We start from the raw sequence: 18,797 nt of genomic DNA, 5'->3' as shown, positions 1-18,797 counted from the left end.
GCCTGTCACCTGGGGGGGGCGTCCCCCAACACCCCCCCCCCCGGCGCCGGGGGGGGCCCCCCGCCGGGGGGGGGGGGGTGGGGTTCCCCCCCCGCCCCGGCCCGGCCCGGTTCCGCCTGCCCTGAGGGACCATCAAATCGTGCTCAGATCACTCCCCAAGCCCGTCCGGTACCCGTAGTCTCAGGGCCCATGACTGCAGCTATATCCGCTGACGGGATCCGTCAGCGGTACGGGGATGTGCAAGCCGTCGACGGGGTCTCACTCACCGTCGAGGCCGGCGAGTTCTACGGCATCCTGGGGCCCAACGGCGCCGGGAAGACCACCACACTGGAGATCCTGGAGGGAATCCGCAAGCCCGACGAGGGCCGGGTCGAGCTGCTGGGGCTGGCGCCCTGGCCGCGCAACCCGAAACTGCTGCCGAGGATCGGCGTGCAGTTCCAGGCCTCCGCCTTCTTCAACAAGCTGACGGCGCGCGAGACGATCCGCACCTTCGGCTCCTTCTACGGCGTCGGTCCCAAGCGGGCCGACGCGATGCTGGAACGGGTCGGCCTGACCGAGTCGGCCGGCGTGATGACCGACAAGATGTCCGGCGGCCAGGCCCAGCGCCTCTCGATCGCCTGCGCCCTGGTCCACGAACCGGAGCTGGTCTTCCTGGACGAGCCCACCACCGGCCTCGACCCGCAGGCCCGCCGCAACCTCTGGGACCTCCTGCGGACCATCAACGCCGAGGGCCGCACGGTCGTCCTGACCACCCACTACCTGGACGAGGCCGAGGTGCTCTGCGACCGCGTCTCGGTGATGGACCACGGGCGGATCCTGCGCACCGGCGCCCCGGCCGCGCTGGTCCGCGAGATCGACGACACCGTGCGGATCAGCGTCGAGTCCGGCCAGCTGGCCGCCGAGCGTGCCCGCGAACTCCTCGCCGCCGCCGGCGCCGAGGTCGAGGCCGTGGAGGACGACGGCGTCTCGCTCGCCGTCTCCACCGGCCTCCCCGGCCCGGTGCTCTCCGTGCTGGCCGAGCAGAACGCCCTGCGCGGCCTCGAAGTGCGCGGCGCCACCCTGGAGGACGTCTTCCTCCAGCTCACCGGACGGGAGTACCGCGCATGACCGCCGAACACGCCCGTACGGACGGCGAGCAGCCCGACGGCACGCAGCCCGACGGCACCCGGACCGGGGACGCCCCGGCCGACGGCACCCGGGCCTCCGCCGTCCCGGCCCAGCGCAAGCCCGCCACCCCCGCTGTGCCCGCCGGGCCGCCGGAACGCGAGCGGGTGAGCGCCTTCGTCAGCCTCTCCCGGGTGATGCTGGTCGCCTTCTTCCGGGACAAGGCCGCCGTCTTCTTCGTGCTCCTCTTCCCGCTGATGTTCCTCATGCTGTTCGGCACCCTGCTCAAGAGCGGCGGCACCGCGCACGCCAAGGTGGTGCAGGTCGGCGCCGTCCAGCTGCTGGACGCGGTGCAGGGCGACGGCCGGGCCGAGCTGGAGAAGGTCCTCGCCATCAGCAGGAACGACGACGAGGCCGCCGCGCTGGAGAAGGTCCGCAAGGGCGACCTTGACGCGCTGATCAAGCAGGGCCCGGACGGCAGGATCGTGCTGCGCTTCAGCGCCGCCGACCAGGTCCGGGCGGGCACCGTCCAGGGCATCGTCAACTCGGTGGTCCAGCAGGCCAACCAGGCCGCCTCCGGCAAGCCGCCGGCCTTCGTGCTGGACTCCGTCCGGGTCGAGGACGATTCGCTGAAGCCGATCCAGTTCCTCACCCCCGGCCTGCTGGGCTGGGCGGTGGCGACCGGCGCGGTGTTCAGCGCCTCGCTGACCCTGGTGTCCTGGCGGCAGAAGAAGGTGCTGCGGCGGCTGCGGCTGGCCCCGGTGAGCCCCGGGGCGATCGTGGGCTCCCGGATCGCCGTCTCGGTGCTGACGGCGCTGGCCCAGACCGCCATCTTCCTGTCGATCGCCACCATGCCGTTCTTCGGGCTCAAGCTGAGCGGCAACTGGTGGCTGATCGTCCCGCTCGTGGTCTGCGCGACCATCGCCTTCATGTCGATCGGCCTGCTGGCCGGGGCGCTCGCCAAGACCGAGGAGGCGGCCAACGGCATCTCGCAGATCATCGTGCTGCCGATGTCGTTCCTGTCCGGCTCGTTCTTCCCGACCGACGACATGCCGTCCTGGCTGAAGATGATCTCCAACGCGCTGCCGCTCAAGCACCTGGTCACCGCCGCGCAGTCGGTGCTCTCCCGGGGCGGCGGCGTGATGGACGCCCTGCCGGCCATGGGCGGGCTGCTGGTGTTCGCCGCGGTCGTCACCGCGATCGCCTGGCGTTTCTTCAGCTGGGAGGACGCCTAGCAGTTCCGCAGCACGGCCTGACGAAGGCCTCGGGCCCGTGCAAGGGGTCGTACGCCGGGAGTCCTGGTCCCCAGGTCCCGGTGTACGACCCCGGCGCCGTCTGCGACCATGGTCGGGTGACAGAGATCCGGCGTGGCACGCTCAGCGAGGAGACCTTCTTCGACCAGGTCGGCGGGGAGCCGACCTTCCGACGGCTGGTGCACCGGTTCTACCAGGGCGTCGCCGAGGACGAGTTGCTGCGGCCGATGTACCCCGAGGAGGACCTCGGCCCCGCCGAGGAGCGCCTCGCGCTCTTCCTGATGCAGTACTGGGGCGGCCCGCGCACCTACAGCGAGCACCGCGGTCACCCTCGGTTGCGGATGCGGCACGTCCCGTTCAAGGTGGACCGCGCGGCGCACGACGCCTGGCTGAGGAACATGCGGGTGGCGGTGGACGAGCTGGCGCTGCCGGCCGACGCCGCGCAGCAGCTCTGGGACTACCTCACCTACGCCGCCGCCTCGATGGTCAACACCGAGGGCTGACTCACCTCAGCGGGCTGAGCCCCAGCCCCGCACCGGGCGCGGCCGCCGTCCGGACGGCCACCGAGCCGGCCGGGGCGCTCAACCGCAGCCAGCCGCCGGCCCGGTGCACGGTCAGCGGCGCGTCCGGCTTCAGGAAGCCGATCACATGGGCCGCGTGCGCGGCGCGCAGCGGCAGCTCGGGCAGCACGGTCACCGGCCGGGACCAGATCTCGTCGGCCAGCGCGTCCAGCACCGCCCTGGTCCGGTGGTGCGCCGGGACGGCCTCGCTGCGCTCGCGGAACTCCCGCACGGCGGCCATCAGTTCGGGATAGACCCGGTCGGCCGGCGGCTCGCCGAGCAGCCGCCAGCCGGTGCGCGGCGGCAGCAGGCCGGCCCAGGCCGGGCCGGTCACGGATTCGGGCAGGACGGCGGTGTCCGCCTCGTCGTCCACGCCGTCCAGCAGCCGGCCGGCCGAGACGGTGCGGTCGACCGGCTCGGCGAGCGTGGTCAGCCGCGCGGTGCGGATCGCCAGGGCGCCCGAACCGCCCAGCGGCAGCCGCCCGAAGACCGCCAGCACGCCCGGGCCGTCCGCCGCGGGCACCGCCTGCAACCGCACCGCCGCCGCCTTGTCGAAGCGGAGCAGCCGGACCAGGAACGCGGCCAGGTCGGCGGCCTCCCCGGCGTCGGCGAGGGCGAGGGGGGCGGTACCGGTCAACGCGAGTCAGCTCTAATCCGTGTGTGTCGGTGGGTGGTCGTGCGCCCGGGCCGGCCGGTCGGGCCGCCGGGACGGGCCGCGGCTCAGGCCGCCGCGCCGACCGGCTCCGCGTCCAGGCTGCGGTCACCCTTGCTCCGGTCGCCCTTGCTGCGGTCGTCCGTGCCGCCGCCGTCCGTGAAGCGGCCGAGGAACTCCCGCTCCACCGGGCTGATCCGGCGCGGCCGGCCCTCGGCGAGGTCGTAGGGGACGACCACGGTGGACGCCCGGACGTAGACCGTCTCGGTGCCGTCCTCGGCGGTGTCCTTGATCTCGTACGCCACCGTGAGCGAGGCGACGCCGATCTTGGTCACCCAGGTCTCGATGGTGACCGGCTCGGGCCGGTGCACCAGCGGCCGCTTGTAGTCGATCTCGTGGCGCGCCACCACCGAACCGCCCGCGAACTCCCCGGCACCGGCCGCGGCGGCCTGGGTGAACATGAAGTCGATCCGGGCCTCCTCCAGGTAGCGCAGGAAGACGACGTTGTTGACGTGCCCGAACGCGTCCATGTCGGACCAGCGCAGCGGGCAGGCGTAGATGTGGCGTGCCACGGGTGTTCTCCTCGACGTCCGGTGACCCGCCGCACGGAGGTGGCGGTGGGCCGCGGCCCGGCAGGCCGCCCCCGGGGGGCAGTCTGCCGGGCCGTTGTGACGGCTGGGTGTCAGCCTCGGGTCAGCTTCTTGTAGGTGGCCCGGTGCGGACGGGCGGCGTCGGCGCCCAGTCGCTCGATCTTGTTCTTCTCGTACGACTCGAAGTTGCCCTCGAACCAGAACCACTTGCTCTCGCCCTCGTAGGCGAGGATGTGGGTGGCCACCCGGTCCAGGAACCAGCGGTCGTGGGAGATGACCACGGCGCAGCCGGGGAACTCCAGCAGCGCGTTCTCCAGCGAGGAGAGGGTCTCGACGTCGAGGTCGTTGGTGGGCTCGTCGAGGAGCAGCAGGTTGCCGCCCTGCTTGAGGGTGAGCGCCAGGTTGAGGCGGTTGCGCTCACCACCGGAGAGCACACCGGCCGGCTTCTGCTGGTCCGGGCCCTTGAAGCCGAACGCCGAGACGTAGGCGCGGGACGGCATCTCGACCTGGCCGACGTTGATCCAGTCCAGGCCGTCGGAGACGACCTCCCAGAGCGTCTTCTTCGGGTCGATGTTGGAGCGGGTCTGGTCGACGTAGCTGATCTTGACCGTCTCGCCGACCTTGACCTTGCCGGAGTCCGGGGTCTCCAGGTCCTGGAGCATCTTGAACAGCGTGGTCTTGCCGGCGCCGTTCGGGCCGATGATGCCGACGATGCCGTTGCGCGGCAGGGTGAAGCTCAGGTCGTCGATCAGGACCTTCTCGCCGAAGGCCTTGTTGAGGTTCTCCACCTCGATGACGACGCTGCCCAGACGCGGGCCCGGCGGGATCTGGATCTCCTCGAAGTCCAGCTTCCGCATCTTGTCGGCCTCGGCCGCCATCTCCTCGTAGCGGGCCAGACGGGCCTTGGACTTCGCCTGGCGGCCCTTGGCGTTGGAGCGGACCCACTCCAACTCCTCCTTGAGCCGCTTGGCGCGCTTGGCGTCCTTCTGGCCCTCGACCTTGAGACGCGACTGCTTGCTCTCCAGGTAGGTGGAGTAGTTGCCCTCGTAGCCGATCGCGCGGCCGCGGTCGAGCTCCAGGATCCAGCCGGCCACGTTGTCCAGGAAGTACCGGTCGTGGGTGACGGCGACGACGGTGCCGGCGTACTTGGCCAGGTGCTGCTCCAGCCAGTTCACCGACTCGGCGTCCAGGTGGTTGGTGGGCTCGTCGAGCAGCAGCAGGTCGGGGGCCTCCAGCAGCAGCTTGCAGAGCGCGACGCGGCGCTTCTCGCCACCGGAGAGCTTGGTGACGGCCCAGTCGCCGGGCGGGCAGCCCAGCGCGTCCATGGCCTGCTCCAGCTGGGCGTCGAGGTCCCAGGCGTTGGCGTGGTCCAGGTCCTCCTGGAGCTTGCCCATCTCGTCGAGCAGCGCGTCCGAGTAGTCGGTGGCCATCAGCTCGGCGATCTCGTTGAAGCGGTTGAGCTTCGCCTTGATCTCCTTGACGCCGTCCTCGACGTTCTCCAGGACCGTCTTGGTCTCGTCCAGCGGCGGCTCCTGGAGCAGCATGCCGACGGTGTACCCGGGCGAGAGGAAGGCGTCGCCGTTGGAGGGCTGCTCCAGGCCGGCCATCATCTTCAGCACGGTGGACTTGCCGGCGCCGTTGGGGCCGACAACGCCGATCTTCGCCCCGGGGAGGAAGCTGAGCGTCACGTCGTCAAGGATGACCTTGTCTCCGTGCGCCTTGCGCACCTTGCGCATCGTGTAGATGTATTCCGCCACGTGAGATCGCTCCGGCGTCGTCGGGAGTAATTCGGCTTTCAGCCTTCCATTGTGCCGCACCCGGCCCCGAGCCCCGAACCGCCTGCCGTGCCCCACCGGGGTATCCCGCCGGTCCGCTCCGCCCCGCGTCCGCCCGTGTGCCCCCGTGCGTGCCGCCCCGCACCCCGCCGCGGCATGCTCACGCCCCCGGAACGCGGTCCGGCCCGGCCCCCCGCAACTGGTGCGGGGAGCCGGGCCGGGGTGCTTCAGGGCCTCAGTGCCTCAGGCCCCTGGTGCGGCGCTGCCTCAGGCGGCGCTGCCGCCGTGGCGGCCGCGACGGCGCAGGACGAAGACCGCGGCGCCACCGGCCACGACCAGACCGCCGGCGACGGCGGCGATGATCGGGGTCGCGTCGTTACCACCGGTCTGGGCCAGACCACCGGTGGTGCCGGGGGCCGGGCTGGTGGCGACCGGAGCCGGCTTGGCGGCGGTGGTGGTGGCACCGGCCGACGGGGTGCCGGTCGGGGCCGGGGTGGTCGGGGCCGCGGTGGTCGGGCCGGCCGACGGGGTGCCGGTCGGCGTGGTCCCGGTGGCGACCTTGCAGTCCAGAACGCCCTTGAACTGCTTGCTGAAGCCGTTCGGGCCGGTGACGGTGATGTCGTAGGCGGCGTCCTCGGCGACCGGGACGACGACGCTCTCGACCTTGCCCGGCTGGACGGTGACCGACTTGCCCGGCGTCACCGTGACGTTGGCGGCCTCGTCACCGGTGTTGGCGACGGAGACGCGGACGCCGTTGGCGTCGCACTCGACCTGGGCGGCGCTCTCCACGAGCGCGCCCTTGCCCTGCTTCCAGGTGGCCTTCGCGGCGTCCTTGACGCTGAGCTTGGTGGAGCCCGCCAGGATCATGGTCTGGCTGTGCTCGGCGGCGGTGTAGCCCTTGCTGAGGAAGACGCGGCCGCTGGGCACGACGGTGTCGGCGTTGGCGGTCACGGTGGCCGCGCCGTCCGGGGTGCCGGCCGGCACGTCCAGGAACAGCTGGGTGTCCTTGGCGACCGGGCCGGTCAGGCCGGTGACCGGCTTGCCGTCCTTGTCGACCAGCTTCACCTTGTCCGCGGCGTCACCGGCGACCGACAGCTTCACCTCGGAGGCGCTGGAGTTGACGGTGAACGGGCCGAGCTTGTTGCCGGGCTTGCCCGTCACCGCGTCCGGGGTGAGGCTCAGCGACGGCTTGGGCTCGGCGGCGATGCCCTTGTTCTTGTCGCTGACCAGGTAGTCGCGCAGCTGCTTGGCCTGCGGGTCGGTCGGGACGGCGTTCTTGTCGTCCGAGAACTTCCAGATCGCGGCCTGGGTACCGGCGGCGGCGTCCTCCTTGGTGAGCTCGCCCTGGACGCCGGCGTCCTTGGCCAGCTTCACGAGGTCGGTCACCTGCGGGTAGGAGTTCTCCAGGATCCAACGGATCTTGGCCGCGGCCGCGGCCTTGTCCTTGCCGCCGAGCGAGCTCGACTTCCAGTCCGACTCCTGGTACTTGACGCCGGCGTTGGTGTTCACCGGGTGACCGAAGTCGATGCAGTACGTCTGGATCTCGCCGTTCTCGGTCTTCAGGGTGAACAGACCACCCTGGACACCCTGTCCGTCGACGATGACCTCTTCGCTCACCATCTTGGGCTGGAGCACGGCCGAGACACCCGCACCGGGTGCGTCGGCGGCGACCGCCGCACCGGCCGCGAACAGGCCTCCACCCAGCGCCAAGCTGGTCGTGAGCATGACAGTGGTTATACGGGGGAGACTCTGCCTCTGCCTCTGGAACATCTGGGATCCCTCCGGGCCGGGCCATGCCGATGGGCTGCCCGCCTTGCATTGCCGCGCCCCCTGTGGCGCCGCTGCACTTGTGTGAACCAGACGAATCCTATTGAGCCCGGGGGGCGCGCAAACCCCCATGCGAAATCAGGACGATTCCGTATCTGGATCGTTATCAACCCCCCCACTATCCACACAAGCTGACGATCTGCCAGAAAGTTTGGTTCTTTCGGTTAACCGATCAGGGATTGCGCGGGCGGGCACAACAACCGTCTCGATCAACATATTTGTCGACAGTTGAGATGCGCCGCCGGTCAGCCCGAGGACTCCTGTCCGTCACCTCCGATCCGCACGCCGTCCACCTGCACCCCCGCCGCCGACGAGGCCCCCACGGCCGCCGGCACCGTCGCCGGCGAGGGCCCGGAGGGCGTCAACGCCGAGGCCTTCCAAGCCTGCAGTGCGTCCGCGATCCACCCGGGCACCGCTTCGTCGAACGCCTCTCCCCCGCCGTCGCCGGACGGCTCGCCCCGACCCCCCGCCGCCCATGTGAAGGCCGTGGTACCGCGGCTGAGATCGTGTCCGATCGATCGGGCTTCGATCTCGACCCTGCTGCGCCTGGCCTCCCCGTCCGTCCACTCCCGCACCCGCAGCCGGCCGCTCACCACCACGGGATCCCCCTTCGTCAGCGAGTCGATCAGATGACCCGCCAGCGCCCGCCACGCCGTCACCGTCACCCACTGCGTCTCGCCGTCCACCCACCCCTCCTTCTGCCGGTCGTACCGCCGCTCCGTCGACGCCAGCCGGAAGTTCGCCACCGGCACCCCGGCGGGCGTCCGGGCATAGCTCACCTCGGTCGCGACATTGCCGATCACCGTCACCTGAGTCCCGTTCACGGAACACGCTCCGTTCTCTCCGATGCACCGTACGGAATCGACCGGCGCGAGTTGAGAGTGCGCTTCCCGGGAAATCCGTGCCAGTGCGATCGGAAATCCTGTGGACAACTCGGCCCTGTGGAAAACCGGCGTCACTCACAGGGGTGAATTTCGGCCTTCAGGTCCTACTTTCGGCCCCTCTTCTGCGAGGTCATGACAACAAACGACCCGCTTCCCGCCCCGCCGGGACACCCCCAAGGGTGGCCCCGCCGCCCGTCCGCCCACGTCATCCGACCGAACGAACCCGAATACGGTCCCCCACCCGCCGTGACGGCGGCGCTTTCTCCGTGCCGAATCCATAACGGGTGGGGCGGCAGCCCCGTAACGACTGCACAACGTCCGGCGCCGAAGGCTGTCAGACCGCTGCACGCACGGCCTTCACCTGCGATTATCGGACCGCTCCACCGAAGCCGACACACCCGCGACGGTGTTGTTACACCCGGCCGAGGAACTGGGCACCCTTATCCTGTCCCCGACAGGGCAAGGATCCGCCAACCCCCACCCCCACCCTCAGGTACGGGGCCGGACAGCGGGCGCCGCACGCGCCCGTCGCCCGATCCCGGCAACGGTCACGCCCGCCAGGGCGCCGCCCGTCCCGCCCCCATAGCTCAGCGGATAGAGCACCCGCCTTCTAAGCGGTAGGTCGCAGGTTCGAATCCTGCTGGGGGCACCCCACCCGAATTCCCGCAGGCCACCACCCCGGTGGGGCATATGCCGAGCCGGCCGCCGGGAAAAGCACGCACACCGACCGCACATAACCCGTGACAATGCGTATCGCCCCGGCGCCGGAAACGGCCCCACGGGAAACACCGGCACCGGGCAGCCGCACCACGGCGACGGGTCGGGCTCGAACGGATACCGCGGGCCAATCCGGCGTGACCGAGTACGGCCAGGACTCCGCGCCCCGGGACGCTACGCCCCGGGGGAGGCCATCCCCGCCAGGTAGGCGTCCAGCAGCTCCGTCTGCCGCGCGGGCGGGAACTCCGCGGGGGCGAAGAGGGCCTGCACCACCAGCCCCAGCACGAAGGCCTGCGCCCCCGCCGCGAGCCGCGCCGCGTCCACCCCGGCGGGCAGTTCGCCGAGCCGCTGCGCGGCCGCGACGTGCCCGGTCAGGAAGTCCCGCGCCCGGGCGTACCGTGCGGCGTGCGCGGAGGCCAGCTCCGGATCGGCCAGCGCGACGTCCCAGGAGCCGACCCAGATCCGGTTGCCCGCCGTGGCCGGCCCGTCCAGCGGCAGGACGTCGAGCAGCGCCGCCCGCAGCTGGGGCAGGCCGGCCGGCGGCGGCTCGCTGCCGTCGGCGGGGGCGGTGCGGCGCGGGCGTTCCAGGGAGCGCCGGTCCAGCTCGTCGAGCGCGTAGGCCACCAGGGCCCGCTTGTTGGGGAAGTAGTGCGTCAGCAGCCCGGTCGAGGCGCCCATCTCTGCGGCCACCGCGCGCAGCGTCAGCCCCTCGAAGCCGCGCGAGGAGAGCACCCGCCAGACCGCCTCGGAGACTTCCAGGCGTCGGGCGTCGTGGTCTCCGCGGGCTGGCGTCATAGGGGCTATCGTACATACCAAACGTTTGTTATGTATGTACGGACCGTCCCGCACCGCTCCTCGAAAGGCCTGCCCATGCTCACCCTCCCGCTCGCCGACAACGCCGAGCTGCGCCCCCTGGAACCGTGGCAGGCCACCGAGTTCCTCGCCCACATCGACCGGGCCCGCGCCCACACCGACCCGTGGATCGGCTGGGCCGGCTACTCCACCGACCTCGACTCCGCCCGCGCCACGCTCCAGCGCTACGCCGACCGCCAGGCTGCCGACACCGGCCGGATCTTCGGCATCTGGGCCGACGACACCCTCGTCGGCGGCGTGATGTTCCCGCAGTTCGACGTCGCCGCGGGCAACTGCGAGATCGGGGTCTGGACCGAGGCCGCCGGCGAGGGCCGCGGCCTGGTCGCCGCCGCCGTCCGCATCCTGATCGACTACGCCTTCAACACCCGGGGCATGCACCGGATCGAGTGGTACACCAGCCCGAACAACCTCCGCAGCCGGGCTCTCGCCCAGCGGGTGGGCATGAAGCTGGACGGCACGATGCGGGAGCACTACCCGCACAACGGCAGCCGGCTCGACAAGGAGGTCTGGTCGATCCTCGCCCACGAGTGGAAGCCCGCCTCCTGACGCGGCACCAACCGGGCACCGGCCGCACCACCCGCCGCCCAGCACCGCGTCGCGCGCACCGCTCCCCGCGCGCACCGTCCAGCGCGCCCCGCCCCGCGGGGCGAACGCGACAGGGCCCGGCGGACCGAAGTCCACCGGGCCCTGCGCCGGACCGCCCCACCGGACCGCCCCGACCGGCCCCGACCGGCCCCCCACCGGCCGGGCTCGGGCGGCCGGGCTCGGGCGGCCGGGCTCGGGCGGCCGGGCTCAGGCGGCCAGCACCCGCTGCTCCGCCACCGGCTCCTCCGCCGGACGCCGGGGCAGCCGCAGGGCGAGCAGCAGGACCAGCGCCATCACCCCGGCCGCCGAGAGGAAGACCACGTCCACCGCGCCGACGAAGCTCTGCACCGCGTGCTCCCGGGCCGCTCCGGTCAACCGGCCCACCGCGCCGAGCGGCGTGCCGGGCTCGTCGGCCTCGAAGACCCGGGCCAGCACGGTGCCGAAGAGTGCCGCGCCCAGCGCACTGCCGAGCGTCTGGAAGAACCGGATGCCGGTGGTGGCGACACCCAACTGGTGGGCCGGGGCGGCGTCCTGGACGACGCTGATGAGCTGGCCGATCAGCTGGCCCAGGCCGACCCCGAGCAGCACCAGCTCGGCCCGCACCAGCCAGAGCGAGGTGGCGGGGCCGCTCAGCCCGAGCAGCAGCAGGGCGACGGTGGCGCAGGCCCCGCCGGCGGCCAGCAGCGTCCGGGTCTGGACGCCGCGCGCGGTCAGCCGGTTGACCACCATGCCGATGACCGTCATGCCGATCGCCATCGGGATCAGGTAGAGGCTGGCCGAGGTCGCGGCGACGCCGCGGGCGACCTGGAGGTAGAGCATCACGTACATGATCGCGCCCATCAGGCCCATGCCGACCAGGCCCTGCACCGCGAAGCCGATCCGGATCTCCGGGACGCGGAAGAGCGAGAGCGGCATTACCGGCTCGGCGGCGGTGGCCTGACGCCAGACGAACAGGACCAGCGCGGCCAGGGCCGCGGCGGCCAGCGCGAGGATCTGCGGGGAGGTCCAGGCGTAGTCCTTGCCGCCCCACTCGGTCAGCAGCAGCAGCGCGGTGGCGAACGCGGCGGCGAGCGTGGCGCCGAGGAAGTCCAGGCCGCGGCTGCCGGCCCCCCGGGGGAGCTTGAGCAGGACGGCGGCGCCGACCAGGACGAGCAGGCCGAGCGGCAGGTTGACGTAGAAGATCCAGCGCCAGTCGAGGTGGTCGGCCAGCAGCGCGCCGATCAGCGGCCCGAGGGCCATGCCGGCGCCGCCGACGATGCCGCCCGCACCGCCCCCGCCGCCCTTCTTCCCCTCCTCGGGGTCCTTGAGCTGGGCCATCACCACCATCGTCACGCTCATCAGCCCGCCGCCCCCGATGCCCTGGACGGCCCGGAAGGCGATCAGCTGCTCCATCGACTGCGCGGCCCCGCAGAGCGCCGAGCCCAACAGGAAGGTGCCGACGGCCGCGAGCAGCACCCGCTTGGCGCCGTGGAGGTCGCAGAGCTTGCCGTAGAGCGGCAGCAGCGCGGTGGCGGCCAGGGCGAACGCGCTCACCAGCCAGGGCAGCCGGTCGACGCCGTGGACGGGGTCGAGGTCCCGGACGATCGGCACGGTGGCCGCCGACACGATGTTCATGTCGAGCACGGCCAGGATGATCGTGATCAGGCAGAGGAGCATGCCCAGCTTGCGCTGCGGCTCCGTCATCAGAGCTGCTGCCGGCGCGGTGGCGGCCATCGGAAGTCCCCCCGGGGGTAACGGAATTCGGGCGATCGAACGGGAGCCGGGCCGCACCGGTGGAGCCCGGCGCGGCGGCACGGCTCCACCATGGCAGTCATTTTTGACTCGGTCAATTCTTCATCCCGACCTATCTTCGGATCGGGCACATCTTTAGTCCGGGTACATGTTTGATCCTGGTACAGTCATGGCATGGTGAAGAGCACTGGGACCGCCGCCCCCGACGGGCTGAGCCTGCGTGAGCGCAAGAAGCGCCAGACCGCCATCCGGATCTGGCGCAGTGCCATCGCCCTGTTCGCCGAGCGGAGCTTCGACGAGGTGTCGGTCGCCGAGATCGCCGCCGCCGCCGAGGTCTCGAAGATGACCGTCTTCAACTACTTCCCGTCCAAGGAAGACCTGGTCATGGCGCCGATGGAGCAGCACGTCGACGAGCCCGCCCGGGTGGTCCGCGACCGCGCCCCCGGCACCTCGGTGGTGGCCGCGCTGCGCGACCACTTCCTGGCCGCGCTGGCCGGGTTCGACCCGGCCACCGGCCTCAACGACGACCGGTTCACCATCGACGTGGTGCAGCTGATCCACCGCACCCCCGCGCTGGCCCTGCGCGCGACCACCACGTTCAGCCACACGGCGAACGAGCTGCTGGCCGCCGAGCTGCTCGCCGAGGACCCGGAGGGCGACCGGGTCCTCGCCCGGGCAGCCGCCGCCCAACTGCTCGGTGTCCGGGTGACGCTGACCACCGAGAACCAGCGCCGGATGCTGGCCGGCGAGCGGGCCGCCGACGTGCTGCCGGAGGCCGTCGACAACGCCCGGCGCGCCTTCGACCTGGTCGAGCACGGCCTCGGCGACTACGGCACCCGCACCACCTGAGGACCGGCCCCGACCCACCCCGACCTCCCCGGCCCGTCCCGACCTCCCGCCCCGTCCCGACGTCCCGACGTCCCGGCCCGCCTGAGAGAGTGTCCGCACCACGATCTCCGGAGGTGCACATGGACCAGCAGCTGCTCACGCGGGACCGCTCCCCGCTGCCCACCCACGTCGACGGCCTCCGCGCCCACGTCGGCGAGGACGGCGTCGCGGTACTGGAGTTCAACCGGCCGCACCGGCGCAACGCCATCACCCTGGCGATGTGGCAGGCCCTGCCCAAGCTGCTGTTCCGGATCGCCGAACAGCCGGGTGTGCGCGCCCTGCTGGTCACCGGCGCGGGAGGCACGTTCAGCGCGGGAGCGGACATCGACGAGCTGTCCGAGATCTACACCGACCCCGACCGCGCCGACGCCTACCACGCCGACAACGTCGCCGCCGAGGAGGCGCTGGCGCACTTCCCGCACCCGACGATCGCGGTGGTGCACGGAGCCTGCGTCGGCGGCGGCTGCCAGCTGGCCGTCGCCTGCGACCTGCGGTGGGTCGCCGACGACGCCCGGATGGGCATCACCCCGGCCAAGCTCGGCGTGGTCTACCCGGCCGTGCCCACCCTGCGGCTCGCCCGACTGGTGGGGCCGTCCCGGGCCAAGTTGATGCTGTTCTCCGGCGAGCTGCTGACCGGCCTGCGCAACTCGGCGATCGGCCTGGCCGACCGGGTCGGGCCGGGCGCCGGACTGGACGCCGACGCCCTGGAGTTCGCCCGGCTGCTCACCCGGCGCTCGCCGCAGACGATCGGAGCGGTCAAGGCGGCGCTGGCCGTCCCGCCGGAGCAGGCCGCCGAGGCGCTGCGGCCCTGGGAGCGCCGTTCCCGGGAGGCCCCGGACGTGCGCGAGGGGCTCGCCGCCTTCCTGGAGGGCCGGCCGCCCCGGTTCTGACCCCGCGCCGGACCATGACGATCATCCGATCGAACGGACAGCCGATCCCCCGGGAGCACCCACCGAGATGACCACGCCGACGAACACCGCACCCACGAACGCCGCACCGACGAACACCACGCCGACGAACGCCGCACCGACGAACACCACGCCGACGAACACCGCGCTCACGGGCGCCACGCTCTGGGCCCGCCGGATCACCGACGGCGTCGAGCCGAAGAACGTGATCATCGCGATGCTGCCGCTGCTCGGAGTCCTGCGCTACGGCTGGCACGGGCTCGGCTGGGCGCTGTTCGCCGCACTGTTCGCCGCCGTGATCCCGACGCTGTTCATCCGGCGCGGCGTCCGCAGGGGCACGCTGGAGGACCGGCACGTCGGCCACCGGCAGCGACGGCTCACGGTGCTCCCCCTCATCATGGGGTCGGTGCTGACCTGCTTCGCGGTGATGCTCGGGCTGGACGCCCCGGCCGACCTGACCGCGGTGGTGCTGGCGATGTTCGTCTCGCTGGTGCCGATCCTGGTGATCACCGTCTGGTGGAAGGTCTCCGTCCACACCGCCGTGGCGAGCGGCGCGGTGGTCTGCCTGGCGGTCGCACTCGGCCCGTGGTGGCTGCTGGCGGCCCCGCCGGTCGCCGTGATCGGCTGGTCCCGGGTGGTGCTGCGGGACCACACCACCGCGCAGACGGTCGTCGGCGCGGTGGTGGGCGCCCTCACGGCCGGGCTCACCTTCTGGGCGGCCCGCTGATCGGCGCCCGCCCCGATCGGCGGGCCGACCACCACCCGATGAGCGGGAAGGCCACCGGCAGGGCGGGCGGGCCACCCGATGAGCGGGCGGAGCGCCCGATGAGCGGACAGGCCACCCGCGGGCCGGGCCGGCCGCCCGGTCAGCGGATCGGCATCCCGGAGATCGCCCGGGCGATCACCAGCCGCTGGATCTCGCTGGTGCCCTCGAAGATCGAGTAGATCGCGCTGTCCCGGTGCATCCGCTCCACCGGGTACTCCCGGGTGAACCCGTTGCCGCCGAGGATCTGCATCGCCTGCGCGGTGACCCACTTGGCCGTCTCACCCGCGTAGAGCTTGGACATCGACCCCTCGGCCGCGGTGAACGGCTGGTTGTTGGCCGCCATCCAGGACGCCCGCCAGACCAGCAGCCGGGCCGCGTCGATCCGGGTCTTCATGTCGGCCAGCTGGAAGGCCACACCCTGGTTGTCGATGATCGGCCGGCCGAACTGCACCCGCGTCTTCGCGTAGTCCAGCGCCACCTCGTACGCGGCCCGGGCGATGCCGATCGCCTGCGCCCCGACGGCCGGGCGGGAGGCCTCGAAGGTGGCCATCGCCACGTTCCTGCCCTTTCCGCTCCGGGTGCCCTCGCGGGCCCGGGCCAGCCGCTCGTCCAGCTTCTCCTTGCCGCCGAGCAGGCAGTGGCCGGGCACCCGGACGGAGTCCAGCACCACCTCGGCGGTGTGCGAGGCGCGGATGCCGTGCTTCTTGAACTTCTGGCCCTGGCTCAGCCCGGCCGTGCCCGGCGGCACCACGAAGGAGGCCTGTCCGCGCGCGCCGAGCGCCGGGTCGACGGTGGCGACCACCACGTGGACGGCGGCGATCCCGCCGTTGGTGGCCCAGGTCTTGGTGCCGTTCAGCACCCACTCGTCGGCGGCCTCGTCGTAGACGGCCCGGGTGCGCAGCGCGGAGACGTCGGAGCCGGCGTCCGGCTCGGAGGAGCAGAACGCGGCCACCTTGACGTCGTCCGGGGTGCCGAACATCTGCGGCGCCCAGGTGCCGATCTGCTCGTCGGTGCCGTTGGCGAGCACCGCGACCGCGGCCAGCGTGGTGCCGACGATGGAGAGGCCGATGCCGGCGTCGCCCCAGAACAGCTCCTCCATCGCGATCGGGATGCCGACGCCGGAGGGGTCGAAGTACTGCTGGGCGTAGAAGTCCAGGGAGTAGATGCCGAGTTTGGCGGCCTCCTGGATGACCGGCCAGGGGGTCTCCTCGCGTTCGTCCCACTCGGCCGCGGCGGGGCGCATGACGTCGGCGGCGAAGCCGTGCAGCCAGTCGCGTACGGCGAGCTGGTCCGCGCCCGGGTCCAGCGAGAACGTGCTCATGATGCATACCTCCGATGAAGGGCCGGCCGCCGGGAGGCGGCCCGCGCCGGCGGCTGCCGGCGAGGCCACGCCGAGTGTTACCCCCGGTAACATCGAGGGAGTCTGCTACTGATTGGTAACTGATGTCAACGGCCCGACCGAGGAGCAGCGCATGTCTTCAGAGCCCCGCCGCGAGCAGCTGCTCAACGCCGCCGACCGGGTGATCCAGCGGGACGGCCCGGCCGCCAGCATGAACGCCATCGCCGCCGAGGCCGGGATCACCAAGCCGATCCTGTACCGCCACTTCGGCGACCGGAACGGCCTGATCGGGGCACTGACCGAGCGTCACACCAGCGGTCTGCTGGCCGCCGTCCGGGCCGCGCTCAGCGAGCCGCTGGAGCGCCGCGACCGGGTCGAGCACGTGCTGGACACCTACCTGGCCGGGATCGAGGCCCGCCCGCAGGTCTACCGCCTGCTCACCCACCCCGAACCCGGCGACCCGAGCGGCGCCGGCCACGCGCTCGCCCCGGCGCTGCGGCGGATCGCCGAGGAGATCACCCGCGCCGTCGAGAGCCAGGTCGACCTCGGCGCCGACCGTGAACTCCTCGCCGAGGCCTGGGGCCGGGGCATCACCGGCATGGTGCTGGCGGCCGGCGACTGGTGGCTGGAGACCAGACCGTGCTCGCGCACCCGGATGGTCCAGGCGCTCGCCGACCTGCTCTGGGGCCGCCTCGCGGCCGCCGCCGACCTGCCCACCGCCGTCCTGCCCGTCCCCGCCGCCGAGCCGCCGCCGGCCTGATCCTGCCGCCCCCGAGCCGCCGAACCCGGACCGGACCCTTGTGCGGTACACGACGATCCGGGCATCATCGGGCCCCACCCCCCCAGCCCGCGAGCTTCGGCCCGCGAGATCCTGCGAGGTCCCGATGCGCCTGCGCCGCACCGCCGTTGCCCTCCTGCTCGCCGCCACCACCGCCCTCGCCACGCCGCTCGCCGCCACCCCGGCGGCCGCGCAACCGGCGCCGCACCGGGCGGAGTTCCCCACCGGGACGGCCACCGCCCCGGACGGCCGCACCAGCCTCACCGACGCCACCGGCCGCCGGCTCCAGCTGCGCGGCTTCAACCTCGACAAGTACGCCGAGGCCACCGAGCAGGACGTCAGGTCCCTCGCGGAGCAGGGCTTCACGCTGATCCGGGTGGCCGTCTCCTGGACCAGGCTGGAGCCCGAACGCGGCCGCCTCGACCGGGCCGAGCTGGCCCGGCTGCAACGGCTGCTCGGCTGGGCCGACCGGTACGGCGTGCTGGCCCTGGTCGACTTCCACCAGGACGTCTACGGACCGAAGTTCGGCGGCGGCGACCGCGGCATCCCCGTCTGGGCCACCCGCGACGACGGCCTGCCGTTCACCCCGGACCCGGACGACTGGTTCGCCGGCTACTTCCAGCCCGCCGTCCAGGCCGCCTTCCGCCACCTCTACGACGACCCCGACCTGCGCGCCTGGCAGGCCGACTTCTACACCCGGCTGGCCCGCGAACTGCGCGGCCACCGCTCCCTGCTGGGCTACGACCTGTTCAACGAGCCGTTCGGCCCGGTGGACGGCGACCCGACCGACCCGGCGGTGCTGGCCGCCGCCTCCGCCGCCCTCGAACAGGGCCGGCTCGCCGACATGTACGACCGGCTGATCCGGGCCGTGCGCGCGGCCGACACCCGTGCCTGGCTCTTCGTCGAACCGACCGTCCTGGTCGGCCAGGGCGTGCCCACCCGGCTGCCCGGCTTCGCCGACCCGCGCCCCGGCGGCCCCCGACTCGGCTACGCGCCGCACTTCTACGACACCGCGGTCGAGTCCGGCGCCGACTGGGACGAGAACGGCGGCTTCGTCGAGAACTACACCGCCGCGATCACCGCCTACCCGGCCGCCCACCGGCTGCCGGTCCTGGTCGGCGAATGGGGGCCGCCCGACTCCCGCAGGCCGGGCAACACCCGGCTGGTCCGCCGGCAGGTCGCGGCCATGGACGGCTTCGCCGCCGGCTGGACCATGTGGTACTGGTGCCGGGGCAACGGCGGCTACTGCGCGCTCGATCCGGCCGGACGCCCCGCCCCCGGCGACGAACCCGTCTTCGGCCCCTACCCGACGGCGGTCGCGGGGACGGACGCGACCACCACCGCGACGCCGTCCGGCCACACCGTCCGCTGGACCGCCGACGGCACCGGCCGCAGCACCGAACTCGCCCTGCCCGCCGCCGCGTTCCCGGCCGGCGTGCGGATCGCCGTCACCCCGGCCGGCGCCCGGGTCGACCTGGCCCACGTCGTGCGGGTGGATGTCGCCGAGCGTGAACGAGATGGCCGCACCGCGGTCCACGGCCGTGCGCGGGCCGATGATCCGCAGGTC

16 protein-coding genes, 1 tRNA gene and 1 pseudogene are annotated in these 18,797 nt (G+C 72.5%); 10 read left to right on the top strand and 8 right to left on the bottom strand.

Annotation, left to right across the window (positions count from 1 at the left end):
• Positions 1-189 precede the first annotated feature (189 nt).
• The 3 genes from ACFC1F_RS11430 to ACFC1F_RS11420 all read left to right on the top strand — a co-directional run bounded on the left by ACFC1F_RS11430 (position 190) and on the right by ACFC1F_RS11420 (position 2,860).
• On the top strand, positions 190-1,107 hold the full coding sequence (locus ACFC1F_RS11430) for an ABC transporter ATP-binding protein (protein ID WP_376157321.1): 918 nt from the start codon (positions 190-192) through the stop codon (positions 1,105-1,107).
• On the top strand, positions 1,104-2,339 hold the full coding sequence (locus tag ACFC1F_RS11425; protein ID WP_376157320.1) for an ABC transporter permease: 1,236 nt from the start codon (positions 1,104-1,106) through the stop codon (positions 2,337-2,339). Before ACFC1F_RS11430 ends, ACFC1F_RS11425 begins: the two co-directional genes overlap by 4 nt.
• A gap of 116 nt (positions 2,340-2,455) precedes the next feature.
• Entirely contained in the window at positions 2,456-2,860 is a 405-nt protein-coding gene (locus ACFC1F_RS11420) for a globin (RefSeq protein WP_209411611.1), read from the top strand.
• Between the two features lies 1 nt (position 2,861).
• On the opposite strand, the gene ACFC1F_RS11415 is transcribed toward ACFC1F_RS11420, so the two are convergent.
• The 5 genes from ACFC1F_RS11415 to ACFC1F_RS11395 all read right to left on the bottom strand — a co-directional run bounded on the left by ACFC1F_RS11415 (position 2,862) and on the right by ACFC1F_RS11395 (position 8,585).
• Entirely contained in the window at positions 2,862-3,554 is a 693-nt protein-coding gene (locus ACFC1F_RS11415; protein ID WP_376157319.1) for a hypothetical protein, read from the bottom strand.
• Positions 3,555-3,637: 83 nt separating this feature from the next.
• Positions 3,638-4,141, bottom strand: coding sequence for an acyl-CoA thioesterase (locus ACFC1F_RS11410; RefSeq protein ID WP_376157317.1), 504 nt, complete (start codon positions 4,139-4,141; stop codon positions 3,638-3,640).
• A 110-nt stretch (positions 4,142-4,251) separates the two neighbouring features.
• Positions 4,252-5,916: an energy-dependent translational throttle protein EttA gene (gene ettA, locus ACFC1F_RS11405; RefSeq protein WP_209411609.1), complete on the bottom strand. Its 1,665-nt coding sequence runs from the start codon at positions 5,914-5,916 to the stop codon at positions 4,252-4,254.
• 285 nt (positions 5,917-6,201) lie between these two features.
• Positions 6,202-7,659, bottom strand: a complete 1,458-nt coding sequence (locus ACFC1F_RS11400) for a Cys-Gln thioester bond-forming surface protein (RefSeq protein ID WP_376157316.1) — start codon at positions 7,657-7,659, stop codon at positions 6,202-6,204.
• 347 nt (positions 7,660-8,006) lie between these two features.
• Positions 8,007-8,585 (bottom strand): single-stranded DNA-binding protein, encoded by a 579-nt coding sequence (locus ACFC1F_RS11395; RefSeq protein WP_376157315.1) that lies wholly within the window; start codon positions 8,583-8,585, stop codon positions 8,007-8,009.
• 636 nt (positions 8,586-9,221) lie between these two features.
• On the opposite strand from ACFC1F_RS11395, the gene ACFC1F_RS11390 reads away from it, so the two are divergent.
• A tRNA-Arg gene (locus ACFC1F_RS11390) sits at positions 9,222-9,294 on the top strand.
• A 242-nt stretch (positions 9,295-9,536) separates the two neighbouring features.
• Here the strand turns inward: ACFC1F_RS11390 and ACFC1F_RS11385 are convergent.
• Positions 9,537-10,157 (bottom strand): TetR/AcrR family transcriptional regulator, encoded by a 621-nt coding sequence (locus tag ACFC1F_RS11385; RefSeq protein WP_376157313.1) that lies wholly within the window; start codon positions 10,155-10,157, stop codon positions 9,537-9,539.
• 75 nt (positions 10,158-10,232) lie between these two features.
• Here ACFC1F_RS11385 and ACFC1F_RS11380 point away from each other — a divergent pair, with 75 nt between their 5' ends.
• Positions 10,233-10,781, top strand: a complete 549-nt coding sequence (locus ACFC1F_RS11380; RefSeq protein WP_376157311.1) for a GNAT family N-acetyltransferase — start codon at positions 10,233-10,235, stop codon at positions 10,779-10,781.
• A 246-nt stretch (positions 10,782-11,027) separates the two neighbouring features.
• Here the strand turns inward: ACFC1F_RS11380 and ACFC1F_RS11375 are convergent, their stop codons facing one another.
• Positions 11,028-12,533 carry an MFS transporter gene (locus tag ACFC1F_RS11375; RefSeq protein ID WP_376157310.1) on the bottom strand — a complete coding sequence of 502 codons (1,506 nt, stop codon included), beginning with the start codon at positions 12,531-12,533 and terminating at the stop codon, positions 11,028-11,030.
• Between the two features lie 192 nt (positions 12,534-12,725).
• On the opposite strand from ACFC1F_RS11375, the gene ACFC1F_RS11370 reads away from it, so the two are divergent.
• From ACFC1F_RS11370 to ACFC1F_RS11360, 3 genes are all read left to right on the top strand, one after another.
• Positions 12,726-13,400, top strand: a complete 675-nt coding sequence (locus ACFC1F_RS11370) for a TetR/AcrR family transcriptional regulator (RefSeq protein ID WP_376157309.1) — start codon at positions 12,726-12,728, stop codon at positions 13,398-13,400.
• Between the two features lie 119 nt (positions 13,401-13,519).
• Positions 13,520-14,329 carry an enoyl-CoA hydratase/isomerase family protein gene (locus ACFC1F_RS11365; RefSeq protein ID WP_376157307.1) on the top strand — a complete coding sequence of 270 codons (810 nt, stop codon included), beginning with the start codon at positions 13,520-13,522 and terminating at the stop codon, positions 14,327-14,329.
• 67 nt (positions 14,330-14,396) lie between these two features.
• Positions 14,397-15,074, top strand: a complete 678-nt coding sequence (locus tag ACFC1F_RS11360) for a hypothetical protein (RefSeq protein WP_376157306.1) — start codon at positions 14,397-14,399, stop codon at positions 15,072-15,074.
• 139 nt (positions 15,075-15,213) lie between these two features.
• Here ACFC1F_RS11360 and ACFC1F_RS11355 read toward each other — a convergent pair whose 3' ends face one another.
• On the bottom strand, positions 15,214-16,434 hold the full coding sequence (locus tag ACFC1F_RS11355; RefSeq protein WP_376157304.1) for an acyl-CoA dehydrogenase family protein: 1,221 nt from the start codon (positions 16,432-16,434) through the stop codon (positions 15,214-15,216).
• Between the two features lie 151 nt (positions 16,435-16,585).
• Here ACFC1F_RS11355 and ACFC1F_RS11350 point away from each other — a divergent pair, with 151 nt between their 5' ends.
• Together ACFC1F_RS11350 and ACFC1F_RS11345 are read left to right on the top strand one after the other, a co-directional pair.
• Positions 16,586-17,212: a TetR family transcriptional regulator gene (locus tag ACFC1F_RS11350; protein ID WP_209411589.1), complete on the top strand. Its 627-nt coding sequence runs from the start codon at positions 16,586-16,588 to the stop codon at positions 17,210-17,212.
• 124 nt (positions 17,213-17,336) lie between these two features.
• A pseudogene (locus ACFC1F_RS11345) lies at positions 17,337-18,446 on the top strand (glycoside hydrolase family 5 protein); the annotation flags it as partial.
• Positions 18,447-18,797 lie beyond the last annotated feature (351 nt).

It is taken from the genome of Kitasatospora sp. NPDC056181 (assembly GCF_042266225.1).
Lineage (GTDB): Bacteria > Actinomycetota > Actinomycetes > Streptomycetales > Streptomycetaceae > Kitasatospora.
The sequence above is the reverse complement of the archived record's forward strand: the minus strand, read 5'-3'. Positions and strand labels throughout refer to the sequence as shown.

What these genes read in the sequence shown, in the direction of transcription:
- ACFC1F_RS11430 (WP_376157321.1), top strand. Translation starts at nt 190, where the DNA reads ATGACTGCAGCTATATCCGCTGACGGGATCCGTCAGCGGTACGGGGAT.
- ACFC1F_RS11425 (WP_376157320.1), top strand. Translation starts at nt 1,104, where the DNA reads ATGACCGCCGAACACGCCCGTACGGACGGCGAGCAGCCCGACGGCACG.
- ACFC1F_RS11400 (WP_376157316.1), bottom strand. Translation starts at nt 7,659, where the DNA reads ATGCTCACGACCAGCTTGGCGCTGGGTGGAGGCCTGTTCGCGGCCGGT.
- ACFC1F_RS11385 (WP_376157313.1), bottom strand. Translation starts at nt 10,157, where the DNA reads ATGACGCCAGCCCGCGGAGACCACGACGCCCGACGCCTGGAAGTCTCC.
- ACFC1F_RS11380 (WP_376157311.1), top strand. Translation starts at nt 10,233, where the DNA reads ATGCTCACCCTCCCGCTCGCCGACAACGCCGAGCTGCGCCCCCTGGAA.
- ACFC1F_RS11375 (WP_376157310.1), bottom strand. Translation starts at nt 12,533, where the DNA reads ATGGCCGCCACCGCGCCGGCAGCAGCTCTGATGACGGAGCCGCAGCGC.
- ACFC1F_RS11370 (WP_376157309.1), top strand. Translation starts at nt 12,726, where the DNA reads ATGGTGAAGAGCACTGGGACCGCCGCCCCCGACGGGCTGAGCCTGCGT.
- ACFC1F_RS11365 (WP_376157307.1), top strand. Translation starts at nt 13,520, where the DNA reads ATGGACCAGCAGCTGCTCACGCGGGACCGCTCCCCGCTGCCCACCCAC.
- ACFC1F_RS11360 (WP_376157306.1), top strand. Translation starts at nt 14,397, where the DNA reads ATGACCACGCCGACGAACACCGCACCCACGAACGCCGCACCGACGAAC.
- ACFC1F_RS11355 (WP_376157304.1), bottom strand. Translation starts at nt 16,434, where the DNA reads ATGAGCACGTTCTCGCTGGACCCGGGCGCGGACCAGCTCGCCGTACGC.
- ACFC1F_RS11350 (WP_209411589.1), top strand. Translation starts at nt 16,586, where the DNA reads ATGTCTTCAGAGCCCCGCCGCGAGCAGCTGCTCAACGCCGCCGACCGG.